The following is a 13,778-nucleotide window of genomic DNA, read 5'->3' on the forward strand; positions in this document are numbered from 1 at the left end:
AGCCAGGTCTAAACTATAGACGTGGAACTCCATCAGCTCCAGATCCTCCGCGAACTCGGAGCCTTAGGCAGCGTGACGGCTGTCGCCGACACGCTCCGTGTCACCCCGTCCGCCGTCTCGCAGCAGCTCGCCGCGCTGCAGCGCTCCTTCCCCGCCCCGCTCACCCGTCGCCAGGGCCGCACGCTCGTGCTGACCTCTGCCGGCGAGGTCCTCGCGGCGGCCGGCGCCGAAGCCATCGATGCCATGGCCGCAGCGCGGCACGCGCTGGACGACTTCGAGGGCGCGGCGACCGGAGAGGTGAGCATCAGCGGGTTCCACAGCGTCGGTCAGGCGCTCTTCGGCCCGCTCGTGCGGGAGCTCTCCGGGAAGGAGCACGCGCCGACGGTACGCCTGACGGACGAAGACGTCGCGCAGAGCGAGTTCCCCGGGCTCACCGCGCGGTACGACCTCGTCCTCGCGCATCGGATGGAGCACTCCGCGCCGTGGCCGACCGCAGGCATCCGCGCTGTCGGTCTCGTCCGCGAGCCGCTGGACGTCGCGGTCGCCGCCGCACATCCTCTCGCCGGTCGCCGCACCCTCTCGCCGGACGAGGTCGCCGACGAGCACTGGGTGACGAGCCGCGTGGGGTACTCCCCCGACGACGTGCTCCGTGCCGTCGCCGCCGTCGCCCGCCGCCCGGTCGAGGTCCGCCACCGCATCAACGACTACGGCGCGGTGTCGGCGGTTGTCGCGGCCGGCGGCGTCCTGGGAATGCTCCCCCGGTTCACCTCGCGCAGCGTCGACGATCGCGACATCGTACGCATCCCCCTGCGCGGCGTGAGCACGCACCGCATGATCGACGTCCTCGCGCGCCCGGAGAACCTGCGCCGCCGCTCGGTCCGTGTCGTCGTCGACGCCCTGCGAGAGGTGATGACCCGTCTGAGCACGGAACGTTCCGGGGATGGCGGTGGCTAGGCTCGGAGGATGAGCGACGCCACGAATCCGCTGCTGCAGCCGTCGACCCTTCCCTTCGGGCTCCCGGACTATCAGGCCATCCGCCCGGAGCACTATCTCCCCGCCTTCCGAGCCGGTTTCGCGGAGCAGCTCGCGGAGGTCGCGAACATCACCCGCGTGCGGTCGATGCCGACGTTCGAGAACACGCTCGAGGCGCTGGAGCGGTCGGGCGAGCTCCTCGACCGGGTGGCGCACGCCTTCTACACCGTGAGCTCCGCCGACGCCACGCCGGAGATCCAGGCGATCGATGAAGAGCTCGCTCCGCTCATGGCCGCCCATGAGGACGCGATCACGCTGGATGCGGCGCTCTACGCCCGCGTGGCTCACGTGTACGACCAGCGTGAGGCGCTCGGCCTCGATTCCGAGCAGCGGTATCTCGTGGAGCGCTACCACCGCGAGATGACGCATGCCGGCGCCGGGCTCGACGACGACGCGAAGGCGCAGCTCACGGGTCTGAACCAGAAGCTGTCCGTGCTCACGAACACGTTCGAGCGGAACCTGCTGGGCGATACGAACGACCTCGCCGTGGTCTTCGACTCCGCCGCCGAGCTGGGGGGCCTGAGTGCGGGCGAGCTCTCGTCCGCGGCGCGCGCCGCGGCCGACCGTGGGCTCGACGGCCGCTACCTCCTCACCCTGCCGCTGTTCACCGGCCATCCGGCCCTCGCCCGGCTCGCGGTGCGGGAATCCCGTCGCCGGATCATGGCGGCGTCGCGCGCGCGGGGCTCGCGCGACAACGGCAACGACAACCGCCCAGTGCTGCGCGAGATCGTGCGCCTCCGCGCCGAGCGCGCGCGCCTCCTCGGATATCCGTCGCATGCCGCGTACATCACCGCCGACGAGACGGCGGGCTCCCCCGAGGCCGTCGAGCGGATGCTGCGCCGGCTGGCTGCGCCGTCCGCCCGGAACGGTCGCGCCGAACGGGACGCGCTCCAGGCGATCGTCGACGAGACCGAGCTGGAGCCCTTCCCCGTGGAGGCCCACGACTGGGCGTTCTACACCGAGCGCGTGCGCACTGCCCGCTACGACATCGACACCGCCGCCCTGCGCCCCTGGTTCGAGGCGGAGCGCGTGCTGCAGGACGGCGTGTTCTTCGCGGCGACCCGCCTGTACGGGGTGACGTTCCACGAACGGCACGACCTCGCGGCCTATCACCCGCAGGCCCGCGTGTTCGAGGTGCGCAACGCCGACGACTCTCCCCTGGGCCTCTACGTGCTCGATCTCTACACCCGCGACTCCAAGCGCGGCGGGGCATGGATGAACGCGATCGTCAGCCAGTCCCGGCTGCGCGGCAGCGCCCCGGTCGTGGTGAACAACCTCAACGTCCCGCAGCCCGGGGACCGCGAGCCCACGCTGCTGACGCTCGACGAGGTGACGACGCTGTTCCACGAGTTCGGGCACGCCCTGCACGGCCTGTTCGCCACGGTCACCTACCCGCACTTCGCCGGGACCAACGTGTTCCGCGACTTCGTCGAGTTCCCCAGTCAGGTGAACGAGATGTGGATCCTCTGGCCGGAGGTCCTGGACCACTATGCCCGGCACCACGAGACCGGCGAGCCGCTGGATCCCGCCATCGTGCAGCGGCTGCGGGCGACTGCGACGTTCGATCAAGGGCACGCGACCAGCGAGTACCTCGCCGCAGCGTGGCTGGATCAGGCGTGGCACCGGCTCTCCACCGAGGACGCGGTGGAGGATGTCGCCGCGTTCGAGGCCGCAGCGCTGGCCGACATCGGGCTGGATGACCCCGCCGTGCCGACCCGGTATTCCTCCACGTACTTCGCGCACGTCTTCTCCGGCGGTTACAGCGCAGGGTACTACTCGTACATCTGGAGCGAGGTGCTCGACGCCGACACCGTCGAGTGGTTCCGGGAGAACGGCGGGCTCACCCGATCCAATGGGGACCGTTTCCGCGACCGGCTGCTCGGGGCCGGCGGCTCGAAGGACCCGCTGGCCGCCTACCGCGACTTCCGCGGACGGGATGCGGAGATCGAGCCGCTCCTGAAACGCCGTGGACTGGACTCCTGAGTCGTGAGACCCTGAGCGCATGGACGCATTCCCCGACGCTCCCTTCGGCCCGGCGGACAGCCTGGAGCTGGACGCCGTTCCCCTCGCCGTCATCCAGCACAAGGGTATCCGCCTCGCCGACCTCCGTGACGCTTTCGACACCGGCTACGGGGCGATCGCCGCGGCCTTCGCCGCCGGCAGGCTGATCCCCACCGGCCCGGCGCTCGCGATCTATCACGGCGATCCGATGGGCGTGTTCGATCTGGAGCTCGGCTTCCCGGTGCAGGCCGCACCGTCCGACCCGATCGCCACCGGCGACGGAACCGCCATCGTGGCGTCGGCCCTGCCGACCGGGCAGGCCGTCGCGACCACCGTCTTCGGCTCCTACGACGGTCTCGGCACCGGATGGGCCGGGCTGGTCGCACGCGCGGCGGAGGCCGGGCTGCACCCACGCGGCCTCTGGATCGAGGTGTACGTCTCGGACCCCGGCATCGATCCGGACGAGCTCCGCACGGACCTGCTCATGCCGGTGGCGTGAGCAGGCACGCCTGCGAGCTGCTCACCGCGTCCGCGGGGGGTGTCTGACCCGCCGGGGCCCGGCGCTCAGGCGCTCTTGCGCTTGCGCTCCATCACGATGGTGGGCGGGGCACCCTCGTCGACGGCGGCGCGGGTGATGATCACCTTCGCGACGTCCTCCGCAGACGGGATCTCGAACATCACCGGACCGAGCACGTCCTCCAGGATGGCACGGAGACCACGGGCACCCGTCTTGCGCTCGACCGCCAGATCCGCGATCGACCGCAGCGCGTCCTCCTCGAACTCCAGCTGGACGCCGTCGAGCTCGAACATGCGCTGATACTGCTTCACGAGCGCGTTGCGCGGCCCCGTGAGGATGTCGATGAGCGCGGCCTGGTCGAGCGGCGACACGTTGGTGACGACAGGCAGGCGACCGATGAACTCCGGGATGAGCCCGAACTTGTGGAGGTCTTCCGGGAGCACCTCGCTGAAAAGGTCGAGGTCCTTGCCCTTGTCGTGCAGCGGAGCGCCGAAGCCGACGCCGTGCTTGCCCACGCGCGCCGAGACGATGTCCTCCAGCCCGGCGAAGGCACCGGCCACGATGAAGAGCACGTTCGAGGTGTCGATCTGCAGGAACTCCTGGTGCGGGTGCTTGCGACCGCCCTGCGGCGGCACCGAGGCGACCGTGCCCTCGATGATCTTCAGCAGCGCCTGCTGCACACCCTCGCCCGACACATCGCGGGTGATCGACGGATTCTCGGCCTTGCGGGCGATCTTGTCGACCTCGTCGATGTAGATGATGCCCTGCTCGGCGCGCTTCACGTCATAGTCCGCGGCCTGGATGAGCTTGAGGAGGATGTTCTCGACGTCTTCGCCGACGTAGCCGGCCTCCGTCAGCGCGGTCGCGTCGGCGACGGCGAACGGCACGTTGAGGCGCTTGGCGAGCGTCTGCGCCAGATAGGTCTTACCGCAGCCCGTCGGGCCGATGAGCAGGATGTTGCTCTTCGCGATCTCGATCTCTTCGGCCTTCTGCTCGGCCGGCTGCAGCGTGCCGTGGGCGCGGACGCGCTTGTAGTGGTTGTAGACGGCGACGGAGAGGGCGCGCTTCGCGGGCTCCTGTCCGACGACGTACTCCTCGAGGAACGTGAAGATCTCGCGGGGCTTCGGAAGCTCGAACTCGGCGACGCCCTCAGCGGACGACTCCGCCATGCGCTCTTCGATGATCTCGTTGCAGAGCTCGACGCACTCGTCGCAGATGTACACGCCGGGTCCGGCGATGAGCTGCTGCACCTGCTTCTGGCTCTTTCCGCAGAACGAGCACTTGAACAGGTCAGCGCTTTCACCGATGCGGGCCATGCGCGTCCTCCTCGGGGGGATCAGGATCGTTCTTCGAGCCTAACCGCTGCATACGACACCGGGCCGCATTGGCGACGAGTCGTTCGGCGGGTCCGGCGGATGACGGTGTCTCCGCGGTCATTCCGCGGGGAGGCAGCCGCCGTCCATGATGTATCCCCCGACATCGATCCGGACGTCGTCCGGACGCACCTCCCCGAAGACGCAGCCGCCCTCGGGACCGTCGGCACCGAACGCCACCGCGCGCGCATCCCCCCGGGCGACGTGATGGACGAGGCCGACCTCGCGCAAGGCGTCCTCGACGGAGGCCACAGAGATCGTGCTCTCCGTGCGCAGTGCTTCGAGACGCACGCGGAGGTCCGCCACCGGCTGCTCGGCGGCCGCCCGCGCCTCGGCCGACGTCTCCATCCGCTCACGATGCCGGTCGTTCTGTTCCATCGCGTGTTCCGGGTCGTACGGCGCACACTCCGGCGGAAGCTCCGCGCCGTCCACCTGCGGGCAGGCGACGGTCGGGGTCACGGTCGGCGTCGGCTCTCCGGCGGTGACGTCGGCCGGCGCCGCTGCGCAGCCGCCGAGAAGCAGGATCGCCGCCAGCACGAGCGTCACTCGCCCGGGGCGGGCGCGGACGCCGGAGGTCGCCATCATGCCGCCATGAAACCACAGCACCGGCGTCACGCGCACGCTGCTCGAACGACGAGGGCCCCGCCGCGCGGTACGCGACAGGGCCCTCAGCCATCCTGACGTGTCGTCAGACCATGCTCTTCGTGTGCCAGACCGTCTTGACCTCGGTGAAGGCGGCGATCCGCTCCGGCGACGCGACCACGTCGCCGGGGGCGACGACGCGCTTCAGCGTGTCCGCTGCGGCGATCTGCATGTCGACCCACTCCAGCGCACCGGCGCCGGCGAGGTCGAGGGCGTTCACATCCTGGTGCGAGGCGAGCCAGGGGGCGATCTCGGCCGGCGAACCGGTGAGCACGTTCACCACGCCGCCGGGGACGTCGCTGGTCGCGAGCACCTCGGCGAGACTGATCGCGGAGAGCGGGTACTGCTCGCTCGCGACCACGACGACGGTGTTCCCGGCGACAAGGGCCGGGGCGACGACAGAGACCAGGCCGAGCAGCGCCGAGTCCTGCGGCGCCACGATGGCGACCACACCGGTGGGCTCTGGCACCGAGATGTTGAAGTACGGACCGGAGACGGGGTTCGCGTTGCCCGCCACCTGGGCGTACTTGTCGCACCACCCGGCGTACCAGACCCAGAGATCGATCGCCTCGTCGACCTGCGCCGTGGCCGCCGAGGACGAGATGCCCTCCTGCGCCACGATCTCGTCGACGAACTGTGCGCGACGTCCCTCGAGCACCTCGGCGACGCGGTAGAGCACCTGGCCGCGGTTGTAGGCCGTCGCCCCCGACCAGCCCTTGACGGCGGCGCGCGCGGCGACGACCGCATCACGGGCGTCCTTGCGGGAGGCCTTGGCGGCGTTGGCGAGGAAGGCGCCCTTGCGGGAGACGACCTCGTACGTGCGTCCGGACTCGCTGCGGGGGAAGGCCCCGCCGATGGCGAGCTTGTAGGTCTTCGGAACGGTCAGTCGCTTGCTCATGCTGCGGCTCCCTTGAGGTAGGCGGTGAGCCCCTGGCGACCGCCCTCGCGGCCGAATCCGGACTCCTTGTAGCCGCCGAACGGGCTCGACGGGTCGAAACGGTTGAACGTGTTGGCCCACACGACGCCCGCACGCAGCCGATCCGCGACTGCGAGGATGCGCGAGCCCTTGTCCGACCAGATGCCCGCCGAGAGGCCGTACGGCGTGTTGTTGGCCTTCGCGATCGCCTCGGCGGGCGTCCGGAAGGTGAGGACCGACAGCACCGGGCCGAAGACCTCGTCTCGGGCGATGCGGTGCGAGGCCTCGACCCCGGTGAAGATCGTCGGGGCGAACCAGAAGCCCTGCTCCGGGATCGCGCAGTCGGCGGTCCAGCGCTCGGCACCCTCGGCCTCGCCGATGTCGCTCAGCTCGCGGATGCGGGCGAGCTGCGCCGCGGAGTTGATCGCGCCGATGTCCGTGTTCTTGTCGAGCGGGTCGCCGAGACGCAGCGTCGACAGCCGGTTCTTCAGCCGGTCGACGACCTCGTCGTGGATCGACTCCTGCACGAGCAGACGACTCCCGGCGCAGCACACGTGGCCCTGGTTGAAGAAGATGCCGTTGACGATGCCCTCGACCGCCTGGTCGATCGGCGCGTCGTCGAAGACGATGTTCGCGGCCTTGCCGCCCAGCTCCAGGGTCAGCTTCTTGTTCGTCCCCGCGACGGCCCGGGCGATGTCGCGACCGACACCCGTCGAGCCGGTGAACGCGACCTTGTCGACGTCGGGGTGACGGACCAGGGCGGCACCGGTCGGCCCGGCCCCCGTGACGATGTTCACGACACCGGCGGGGAGATCGGCCTGCTGCAGGATCTCGGCGAAGATCAGTGCCGTCAGCGGCGTGGTCTCGGCGGGCTTGAGCACGACCGTGTTCCCGGCCGCCAGCGCGGGCGCCAGCTTCCACGCGAGCATCAGCAGCGGGAAGTTCCACGGGATGACCTGCCCGGCGACGCCCAGGGCGCGCGGGTTCGCGCCGAGACCGGCGTAGTCGAGCTTGTCGGCCCACCCCGCGTAGTAGAAGAACCAGGACGCCACGAGCGGCACGTCCACGTCGCGGCTCTCCTTGATGGGCTTGCCGTTGTCGAGGCTCTCGGCGACGGCCAGCTCACGGGCACGCTCCTGCACGAGGCGGGCGATGCGGAACAGGTACTTGCCCCTGTCGCGGCCGCTCATCCGCGACCAGACCTTGTCGTAGGCGCGACGTGCCGCGGCGACGGCGCGGTCGATGTCCGCGTCGTCGGCGGAGGCGACCTCGGCGATCTCCTTCTCCGTCGCCGGGGAGATGGTGCGGAAGGGGGTGCCGGAGCCGTCGACGAACTCGCCGTCGATGAACAGCCCGTAGCTGCCCTTGAGGTTCAGCACCGCCGTGGACTCCGGAGCCGGAGCGTATTCCAGGAAGTTCATTTCAATCCCTTGGGTTGCTGCCCTTCGACCGGCTCAGGGACCGGCCGAAGAAGTCAGTCGATCGTGACGTAGTCGGGGCCGGAGTAGTGGCCGGTGGCGAGCTTCTGACGCTGCAGGAGCACGTCGTTGAGCAGGCTCGAGGCGCCGAAGCGGAACAGGTGCGGCTGGAGCCACTCCTCCCCCACGGTCTCGGCGACCGTCACCAGGTACTTGACCGCGTCCTTGGACGAGCGGATGCCGCCGGCGGGCTTCACGCCGATGCGCTCCCCCGTGCCGCGGTACCAGTCGCGCACCGTCTCCAGCATCAGCAGCGTGGTCGGCAGCGTCGCCGCCGGCTGCACCTTGCCCGTCGAGGTCTTGATGAAGTCACCGCCGGCGAGGATGCCGAGCCAGGAGGCGCGCTTGATGTTGTCGTACGTGTTCAGCTCGCCGGTCTCGAGGATCACCTTGAGCGAGGCGTACGAGCCGTCCTCGCGGCGGCACGCCTCCTTGACCTGGGCGATCTGGTCGAACACCAGCCCGTAGCGGCCGGACAGGAACGCGCCCCGGTCGATGACCATGTCGATCTCGTCCGCACCGGCCGCGACCGCCTCCGCGGTGTCGGCGAGCTTGATCGCGAGGGAGGACCGGCCGCTCGGGAAGGCGGTGGCCACGGCGGCGACCGAGATGAGGCCGTCGTCGGGGTCGCCGTGCAGGCTGCCGAGGGCCTCGACCGCGCCGGCGACCATGTCGCCGTAGACGCAGACCGCGGCGACGCGGGGCGTCGAGGGGTCGGCGGCGTCGGGGTTCTTCGCCTTGGCGACGAGGGACCGTACCTTGCCGGGAGTGTCCGCGCCCTCCAGGGTGGTCAGGTCGATCAGCTTGATGATCGTGTCCAGCGCCCACGCCTTCGACGTCGTCTTGATGGAGCGGGTGCCGAGGCCGGCAGCGCGCTGCTCCAGCCCGACGGCGTCCACACCGGGGAGGCCGTGCAGGAAGCGACGGAGGGTCGCGTCGTCCGGCTCACCGCCGAGGACGTCCACCGCCGTCCTGCGGCTGAGTTCTGTCGTCGTCACTGTTCCTCCAACAATGCTCGTGCTGTGGTCTCATCGGTCACCAGGACCCCGCACAGGCCGCTGGTCACGACCGTGCGCGCGATGTCGTGCTTGGCGGGGCCCGCCGTCACGAAGATGGCCCGCGCGGCGCCGCGCAGGCGGTCGAGCGAGACGCCGACCGTGCGGGCGTCCAACTGCGGGTCGACGATGTTGCCCTCGGCGTCGACGTAGCGCCCGAGGACGTCGCCGACGGCGCCGCGGCGTGCGAGCTCCTCCACATCGTCGGCGGTGAGATAGCCGTTCTCGACGTGGGCGGAGGTCGCATCGCAGGGGCCGGCGGTGAACAGGAACGCCTGGGCGTCCGCGGCCTCCTCCAGCACGGCCGCGACGGTGCGGTCCCCTTCGATCGCCTGCTTCGTCTCGACGTGCTCCAGGATCGCGGGGCTCGGCAGCAGGGAGACCTGGCCGGAGGCGCGCTGGGCGATGGTCACCGCGAGTCCCGCGGCCCCGCCCGAGCGCCGGTTCAGGCTGACGCCGCCGTTGAGCTGCACGACCGTGACACCGTTCGCCCAGCCATCCGGCAGGGCCTCGGCCACGGCGCGGAGCGTCTTGCCCCAGCTCACCCCGAGGGTGCGCGGGACAGGGCGGAGGGCGGTCAGGAAGTCCGCTGCCGCCTGGGCGACGCGTTCCAGAGTGCCCTCGTCGCCTTCGGGTGAGGGGACGACCACGGCATCGGTGAGGCCGAAGCGCTCCACGAGCTCGCGCTCGAGGCCGAGCCGACGGGCGCGCGGGTGGACGATCTCGATGCGGACGATGCCGCGCTGCCGCGCCTGCGTGAGGAGGCGCCCGACCTTCCACCGGGAGATCTTCAGGAGACCACCGATCTCGTCCTGCGTCTTGTCCTCGTCGTAGTACAGCTCGGCGACCCGGACCATGAGCAGATCTTCTTCCACGGTGTCCTCCTTCCTCCTCCAGGGTAGGCCGGATTCAGCGTTCGCGCACCCATCTGCTCATATGCGCATTCGCGCCATCCTCCCGCGCGCATCCGCCGGAGACGCGAAGAGGACGCCCGTCGCTCGACGGGCGTCCTCTTCTGCGGGTGCGGATTACGCGCGCTTGCGCGAGGTGAGCACCTGGTCGACGATGCCGTACTCCAGCGCCTCGTTGGCCGAGAGGATCTTGTCGCGATCGATGTCGCGGTTGACCTGCTCGACCGGCTTGCCGGTGTGACGGGCCATGGTCTCCTCCAGCCAGGTGCGCATGCGGAGGATCTCCGCCGCCTGGATCTCGATGTCCGAGGCCTGACCGTGCCCGGCCTCTCCCATCGCCGGCTGGTGCATCAGCACGCGGGCGTTCGGCAGCGCGAGACGCTTGCCGGGGGCACCCGCCGCGAGCAGCACGGAGGCGGCCGAGGCCGCCTGGCCGAGCACGACGGTCTGGATCTGCGGCGCGACGTACTGCATCGTGTCGTAGATCGCCGTCATCGCGGTGAAGGAGCCACCGGGCGAGTTGATGTACATGGTGATGTCGCGCTCGGAATCCTGGCTCTCCAGGACGAGGAGCTGCGCCATGACATCGTCGGCCGACGCGTCGTCGACCTGCACGCCGAGGAAGATCACGCGGTCTTCGAACAGCTTGTTGTACGGGTCCTGGCGCTTGAAGCCGTAGGCGGTGCGCTCTTCGAACTGCGGCAGCACATAACGGCTGGAGGGCAGGTTTCCGGCGGACTGGAACGTGGGTGTGTACATGGTGTCCTCTCGAATCCTTACTCGACGCCCGTGCCGCCGCCGCCGGTGACGTCGCTGGCGTGCTCGCGGATGTGGTCGACGAAGCCGTACTCGAGGGCCTCCTCCGCCGTGAACCAGCGGTCGCGGTCGCCGTCGGCGTTGATCTGCTCGACGGGCTTGCCGGTCTGCGACGCGGTGATCTCGGCGAGGCGCTTCTTCATCGACAGGATGAGCTGCGCCTGGGTCTGGATGTCGCTCGCGGTGCCGCCGAAGCCGCCGTGCGGCTGGTGCAGCAGCACGCGGGCGTTCGGGGTGATGTAGCGCTTGCCCTTGGTGCCGCTGGTCAGCAGCAGCTGACCCATGGACGCGGCCATGCCGATGCCGACGGTGACGATGTCGTTCGGCACGAACTGCATCGTGTCGTAGATCGCCATGCCCGCGGTGATCGAGCCGCCGGGCGAGTTGATGTAGAGGTAGATGTCCTTCTCGGAGTCTTCGGCGGCGAGAAGGAGGATCTTCGCGCAGATCTCGTTGGCGTTGTCGTCTCGCACCTCCGAGCCGAGCCAGATGATGCGGTCCTTCAGCAACCTGTCGAAGACGCTTGTCGCGACGAGGGGTTCAGCCATGTCAGCTCCTGCTTCCGTGTTTCAGTGATTCGAATCTACCGGCGCGCGCACAGCCCCTAGGTCGTGTTCGCCGTCGGCATATCAGGTGTCGCTGCCGGCGATCTCCTGCGCATACGCCGTCATGGATCGGTGGTAGCGCGGCAGGTGCGGGACGAGCGCGAGGATGGCCACCGACAGGCCCTGCGCGGGCCGGCCGGCACTGGCGAGGATGAGGGCGTGCACCACCGCGACCGCGTCGCGATACGGTCCGTCCGCCGCGATCTCCTCCTCGGCGCGGATGACGCGCAGCGCCTCGTCGTAGTCGCCGAGGTTGCGCAGCGAGCTCGCGAGCTGGATCACGCACTGCGGGCGATGCTCCTCATCGAGGCCGAGCGCCAGGGCGCGACGGTAGAGCTCCACGGCCTCCGCCGGGCGTCCGGCGGAATCGCGGGCACCGGCGCGCTCGAACTCGGCCCGGGCGTCGTCCGCGCCCCGTTCCGCGGCGAGGGCGTCGATGCGCGCGATCGTCTCGTCGCCGACCTCTTCTCCCGAGGCGTCCGCCCACACCTGATCGATGCGGTCGTCCCAGCTCGTCATCCTGTCGTCCTTCCCTCGATGAGAAAGAGGGCGGATGCCGCAGCACCCGCCCTCTTCACTCGACCGTGCCGATCACTCGGCGGTGTCGGCATCCTTCTTGGCCGGAGCCTTCTTCGCAGCCGGCTTCTTGGCGGCGGGCTTCTTCGCCGCGGCGGGCTTCTCGTCCGCGTCGGCGTCCTTCTTGGCGGCCGCCTTCTTGGCCGGAGCCTTCTTCTTCGCGGCGGGCTTCTCGTCAGCCTCGGCGGCCTTCTCGCCCTCGGCCTCGGCCTCGTCGTCGGTCACGACGAAGTCGGAGAGGTCGACGGCCTTGCCGTTGGTGTCCACGACCTTGACCTTGCCCAGGGCGATCGCGAGTGCCTTGTTACGGGCGACCTCGCCGACCAGGGCCGGGAGCTGGTTCGAGGACTGCAGCGCCTCGACGAACTCCTGCGGCGCCATGCCGTACTGCGCGGCGGACTGGATGAGGTACTGCGAGAGCTCCTCCTGCGAGACCTGCACGTCGGCCTGCTCGGCGATCGTGTCGAGCAGCACCTGCGTGCGGAACTGCTTCTCGCTGGCCTCGGTCACCTCGGCGCGGTGCACGTCGTCCTCGAGACGACCCTCGCCCTCGAGGTGGTTGTGCACCTCGTCCTCGATGAGCTGCGGCGGGACCGGGATCTCGATCTGCGCGAGCAGCGTCTCGACGAGCTTGTCGCGGGCGGCGGAGCCCTGCGTGAAGACGCCCTGCTGCTCGACGCGCTCGCGCAGGCTGTCGCGCAGCTCCGCGATGGTGTCGAACTCGCTCGCGATCTGCGCGAACTCGTCGTCGGCCTCGGGAAGCTCGCGCTCCTTGACGGCCTTGACGGTGACGGAGACCTCCGCCTCCTTGCCGGCGTGGTCGCCACCGACGAGGGCGGAGCGGAAGGTGGTGTCCTCACCGGCGGTGAGCGACTCGATCGCGTCGTCGATGCCCTCGAGGAGCTCGCCGGAGCCGATCTCGTAGGAGACGCCCTCGGCGCGATCGATCTCGGCGCCGTCGATGGTGGCGACGAGGTCCAGCTCGACGAAGTCGCCCTTGGCTGCGGGGCGGTCGACGGGGATGAGCGTGCCGAAGCGGGCGCGCATGTTCTCCAGCTCGGCGTCGAGGGCGGCCTCGTCGGCCTCCACGGCGTCGACCTCGAGGGTGATGCCCGCGTAGTCGGGGAGCTCGATCTCCGGGCGCACGTCGACCTCGACGTCGACGAGCAGGTCGCCCGAGAAGTCCTTCTCGTTGGGCCACTGCGTGATCTCGGCCGACGGACGACCGACGATGCGGAGCTTGTGCTCGGCGGTCGCCTCGCGGAAGAACTTGTCCAGGCCCTCGTTGACGGCGTGCTCGATGACGGCGCCACGGCCGATGCGCTGGTCGATGATCGGAGCCGGCACCTTGCCCTTGCGGAAGCCGGGGATCTGGACGTCCTGCGCGATGTGCTCGTAGGCGTGCGCGATGCTCGGCTTGAGGTCGTCCGGGGTGACCGTGATGGTGAGCTTGACCCGGGTCGGGGTCAGCTTCTCGACGGTGCTGTTCGCCATGCTGGTGTGTTCTCCTTGTGGTTTCCGCGCGGAACGCGGCTGAAAGGTCGTGGGGTCGAGTCGGGGCGACAGGAGTTGAACCTGCGACCTCCCGCTCCCAAAGCGGGCGCTCTACCAAGCTGAGCTACGCCCCGGGGAATCCGCACGCAGATTCAGCCCCATCGAGTCTAACGGACAGGAGCACGCCCGACCGTCCGCTATGATCGATGGAGTCCGGACTCCGGTTCCGGGGGTGTAGCTCAATGGTAGAGTCTCAGTCTTCCAAACTGATTGCGCGGGTTCGATTCCCGTCACCCCCTCCACGTCGTCACCTCGGTCGAATACGCTGACAGGATCAGCTCCCGACCGGAAGGCCTGCCGAG

13 protein-coding genes and 2 tRNA genes are annotated in these 13,778 nt (G+C 69.7%); 4 read left to right on the plus strand and 11 right to left on the minus strand.

All coding sequences use genetic code 11. The annotated features are described in order from the left end of the window. The first annotated feature begins 21 nt into the window (after positions 1-21). Genes MICNX66_RS09875 through MICNX66_RS09885 form a run of 3 tightly spaced genes read left to right on the plus strand, consistent with a single transcriptional unit; the run spans position 22 to position 3,532 of the window. Positions 22-954 carry a LysR family transcriptional regulator gene (locus MICNX66_RS09875; RefSeq protein ID WP_187661730.1) on the plus strand — a complete coding sequence of 311 codons (933 nt, stop codon included), beginning with the start codon at positions 22-24 and terminating at the stop codon, positions 952-954. A gap of 9 nt (positions 955-963) precedes the next feature. Further along, positions 964-3,015 carry a M3 family metallopeptidase gene (locus tag MICNX66_RS09880; RefSeq protein WP_187661731.1) on the plus strand — a complete coding sequence of 684 codons (2,052 nt, stop codon included), beginning with the start codon at positions 964-966 and terminating at the stop codon, positions 3,013-3,015. 19 nt (positions 3,016-3,034) lie between these two features. Continuing rightward, a complete protein-coding gene (locus MICNX66_RS09885) occupies positions 3,035-3,532 on the plus strand; it encodes a GyrI-like domain-containing protein (RefSeq protein WP_187661732.1) in 498 nt (165 codons plus the stop codon). A 65-nt stretch (positions 3,533-3,597) separates the two neighbouring features. Here MICNX66_RS09885 and clpX read toward each other — a convergent pair whose 3' ends face one another. The 11 genes from clpX to MICNX66_RS09940 form a co-directional block, all read right to left on the minus strand. Beyond that, positions 3,598-4,866: an ATP-dependent Clp protease ATP-binding subunit ClpX gene (gene clpX, locus MICNX66_RS09890; RefSeq protein ID WP_187661733.1), complete on the minus strand. Its 1,269-nt coding sequence runs from the start codon at positions 4,864-4,866 to the stop codon at positions 3,598-3,600. A 117-nt stretch (positions 4,867-4,983) separates the two neighbouring features. Next, positions 4,984-5,508 (minus strand): hypothetical protein, encoded by a 525-nt coding sequence (locus tag MICNX66_RS09895; protein ID WP_187661734.1) that lies wholly within the window; start codon positions 5,506-5,508, stop codon positions 4,984-4,986. Between the two features lie 103 nt (positions 5,509-5,611). Then, complete coding sequence (locus MICNX66_RS09900; RefSeq protein ID WP_187661735.1) at positions 5,612-6,463, minus strand: aldehyde dehydrogenase family protein; 852 nt, start codon at positions 6,461-6,463, stop codon at positions 5,612-5,614. After that, positions 6,460-7,902 carry an aldehyde dehydrogenase family protein gene (locus MICNX66_RS09905; protein WP_187661736.1) on the minus strand — a complete coding sequence of 481 codons (1,443 nt, stop codon included), beginning with the start codon at positions 7,900-7,902 and terminating at the stop codon, positions 6,460-6,462. Before MICNX66_RS09905 ends, MICNX66_RS09900 begins: the two co-directional genes overlap by 4 nt. A gap of 53 nt (positions 7,903-7,955) precedes the next feature. Continuing rightward, positions 7,956-8,957, minus strand: a complete 1,002-nt coding sequence (gene deoC, locus MICNX66_RS09910) for a deoxyribose-phosphate aldolase (RefSeq protein WP_187661737.1) — start codon at positions 8,955-8,957, stop codon at positions 7,956-7,958. After that, a complete protein-coding gene (locus tag MICNX66_RS09915; protein ID WP_187661738.1) occupies positions 8,954-9,889 on the minus strand; it encodes a sugar-binding transcriptional regulator in 936 nt (311 codons plus the stop codon). Before MICNX66_RS09915 ends, deoC begins: the two co-directional genes overlap by 4 nt. 153 nt (positions 9,890-10,042) lie before the next feature. Further along, a complete protein-coding gene (locus MICNX66_RS09920) occupies positions 10,043-10,684 on the minus strand; it encodes an ATP-dependent Clp protease proteolytic subunit (protein WP_025105017.1) in 642 nt (213 codons plus the stop codon). Positions 10,685-10,701: 17 nt separating this feature from the next. After that, positions 10,702-11,289 (minus strand): ATP-dependent Clp protease proteolytic subunit, encoded by a 588-nt coding sequence (locus tag MICNX66_RS09925; RefSeq protein WP_025105018.1) that lies wholly within the window; start codon positions 11,287-11,289, stop codon positions 10,702-10,704. Positions 11,290-11,370: 81 nt separating this feature from the next. Beyond that, positions 11,371-11,865: a tetratricopeptide repeat protein gene (locus MICNX66_RS09930; protein ID WP_187661739.1), complete on the minus strand. Its 495-nt coding sequence runs from the start codon at positions 11,863-11,865 to the stop codon at positions 11,371-11,373. Positions 11,866-11,937: 72 nt separating this feature from the next. Further along, positions 11,938-13,416 carry a trigger factor gene (gene tig / locus MICNX66_RS09935; protein WP_187661740.1) on the minus strand — a complete coding sequence of 493 codons (1,479 nt, stop codon included), beginning with the start codon at positions 13,414-13,416 and terminating at the stop codon, positions 11,938-11,940. 60 nt (positions 13,417-13,476) lie between these two features. Then, positions 13,477-13,550: transfer RNA gene (locus MICNX66_RS09940), tRNA-Pro, on the minus strand. A 94-nt stretch (positions 13,551-13,644) separates the two neighbouring features. On the opposite strand from MICNX66_RS09940, the gene MICNX66_RS09945 reads away from it, so the two are divergent. Beyond that, positions 13,645-13,718, plus strand: a tRNA-Gly gene (locus MICNX66_RS09945). Positions 13,719-13,778: the final 60 nt, after the last annotated feature.

Origin of the sequence: Microbacterium sp. Nx66 (assembly GCF_904066215.1) — a bacterium.
GTDB lineage: Bacteria > Actinomycetota > Actinomycetes > Actinomycetales > Microbacteriaceae > Microbacterium > Microbacterium meiriae.